This window comes from Kitasatospora sp. NPDC057512 (assembly GCF_042802135.1).
GTDB lineage: Bacteria > Actinomycetota > Actinomycetes > Streptomycetales > Streptomycetaceae > Kitasatospora.
In genome coordinates, this window is record NZ_JBHVET010000955.1 from 1 (window position 1) to 2633 (window position 2633).

The 2633-nt window shown below is 75.9% G+C and carries 2 protein-coding genes; both read left to right on the forward strand.

The annotated features are described in order from the left end of the window. The first annotated feature begins 207 nt into the window (after positions 1 to 207). A complete protein-coding gene (locus ACFU6K_RS36175) occupies positions 208 to 1299 on the forward strand; it encodes a PLP-dependent cysteine synthase family protein (protein ID WP_380670460.1) in 1092 nt (363 codons plus the stop codon). A gap of 50 nt (positions 1300 to 1349) precedes the next feature. Next, the gene (locus ACFU6K_RS36180; RefSeq protein WP_380670462.1) at positions 1350 to 2582 is read left to right on the forward strand and encodes an MFS transporter; all 1233 of its coding nucleotides are present in this window, start codon (positions 1350 to 1352) and stop codon (positions 2580 to 2582) included. Positions 2583 to 2633: the final 51 nt, after the last annotated feature.

Sequence of the window (2633 nt, forward strand, 5' to 3'; positions counted from 1 at the left end):
GCCCTGCCCACCCCGTCCCCGGCGACCGCTCCCGGCGGGGACCGGGCGGTGCCCGCCGCGCTCCGCCCGACGGCCGCCGCCGGGCGCGCGGCCCGTACGTCCGGGCCGAGAGGCCCGTTGCTGGTCACCGGTCGGTGGCGGATATAGCGGCTCGGCGTCCGTCCGAGCTGCCGTACCTTCCGCCAACCTCCCGACAGGAGACGAGACATGACGTCCCTCACCCATCGCACGGACGACCACGCGGCCCTCAGCGGCCTGGTCGGCAACACCCCGGTCCTGCGGATCGGCGAGCCGCTCGCCCCGGCGGGCCGCGGCTTCTGGGCCAAGCTGGAGGGCTTCAACCCCGGTGGCATCAAGGACCGCCCGGCCCTGCACATGGTCCAACGGGCGCGGGCCCGGGGCGAGTTGCGTCCGGGTGGCCGGATCGTGGAGTCCACCAGCGGCACGCTGGGCCTGGGCCTCGCGCTGGCCGGCATGGTGTACCGGCACCCGGTCACGCTGGTCACCGACCCGGGGCTGGAGCCGACCATGACCAGGCTGCTCACCGCGTACGGCGCCGAGGTGGAGGCGGTCGCCAGTCCGCACCCGCAGGGCGGCTGGCAGCAGGCCCGGCGCGACCGGGTGGGCGAACTGCTGGCCCGCCACCCGGGATCGTGGTGCCCCGACCAGTACAACAACCCCGACAACACCACCGCCTACACCCCGCTGGCGCTGGAGCTCGCCGCCCAACTGGGCCACCTGGACGTGCTGGTGTGCAGCGTCGGCACCGGCGGGCACTCGGCCGGCACCTCGCGCGTCCTGCGCCAGCTCTACCCGGGGCTGCGGGTGGTCGGGGTGGACACCATCGGCTCCACGATCTTCGGCCAGCCCGCCCGGACCCGGCTGATGCGCGGCCTCGGCTCCAGCATCTACCCGCGCAACGTCGCCTACCAGGCCTTCGACGAGGTCCACTGGGTCGCCCCGGCCGAGGCCGTCTGGACCTGCCGCCGACTGGCCGCCTCGCACTACGCCACCGGCGGCTGGAGCGTCGGCGCGGTCGCCCTGGTGGCCGGCTGGCTGGCCCGCACCCGGCCCGCCGGCACCCGGATCGCCGCGATCTTCCCGGACGGGCCGCAGCGCTACCTCGGCACCGTCTACGACGACGAGTACGGCGCCGCCCACGACCTGCTCGACCACCCGCCGGCGGACGGCCCGGACGAGCTCGCCCGGCCGGACGAGCGGGAGGTCACCCGCTGGACCCGGTGCGCCGAGGTGGTCGACCCGCTGACCCTCCCGAGCACCCCCGGCGGTGCCGCGTGAGGGGGCTGACCGCCCAGTTCCGGAGCCACGAGCGCAGCGTCCGGCTGCTGATGGTCAACCAGTTCACCATCAACCTGGGCTTCTACATGCTGATGCCCTACCTGGCCGCGCACCTGTCCGGCGGCCTGGGCCTGGCCGGCTGGACGGTCGGGCTGGTGCTCGGGGTGCGCAACTTCACCCAGCAGGGCATGTTCCTGGTCGGCGGCACGCTGGCCGACCGGTTCGGTTACAAGCCCCTGATCGTGGCGGGCTGCCTGCTGCGCACCGCCGGCTTCGCCGCGCTCGGCCTCTCCTCCTCGCTGCCCGCCCTGGTGGCGGCCTCGGCGGCCACCGGCCTGGCCGGGGCGCTGTTCAACCCGGCGGTGCGGGCGTACCTGGCGCGGGACGCGGGCGAGGAGCGGCGGGTGGCCGCGTTCGCGCTGTTCAACGTCTTCTACCAGGCAGGCGTCCTGCTCGGCCCGCTGGTGGGCATGGCGCTGACGGCGGTGGACTTCCGCACCACCTGCCTGGTCGCGGCCGGGGTGTTCGCGGTGCTCAGCGCGGTGCAGATCCGTTCGCTGCCGGCCCGCCGGGGCTCCGGGCCGGAGGGGGGCACGGCGCGTACGGGTGTCCTCGCGCAGTGGCGCGGGGTGCTGGCCAACCGCCCGTTCCTGCTCTTCGCGGGCGCGATGACCGGCTCGTACGTACTGTCCTTCCAGGTGTACCTGGCGCTGCCGCTGGAGGTCCGCCGGCTGGGCGGCGGCGGCACCGGCGGGACGGTGGCGACGGCGCTGCTGTTCGCGGTGTCCGGACTGGGCACGATCCTGCTCCAGACCAGGGTGACGGCCTGGTGCAGGGCCCGGATCGCACCGGGCACCGCCCTGGTCGCGGGGGTGGCCGTGATGGGCGCGGCCTTCCTGCCGCTGCTCGCCGCCTCGGCCCTGCCCGTCCCGGGGGCGGGCCCCGGGCGCTGGGCGCTCGCCGCCGGGCCGCCGGCGCTGGCCGCGTTCCTGCTGGCCCTGGGCACGATGCTGGCCTACCCGTTCGAGATGGACACCGTGGTCCGGCTCTCCGGGGACCGCCTGGTCGCCACCCACTACGGGCTCTACAACACCGTCTGCGGGGTCGGCATCACCCTGGGGAACCTGCTGACCGGCGCGGCCCTGGACGCCGCCCGCGCGGCCGGGCTCGCCGCGCTCCCCTGGCTGGCGCTGTGCGCCCTCGGAGCGGCGTGCGCGCTCTCGCTGCGCGCCCTCCACCGCGGCCGGCGACTCGCCGGGTCCGAACCGGTGCCCGCCGTGTAGGAGCAGCACGGCGGCGGCCGAACGGCGGACCCGCGGGCTCACTCCTGAGCC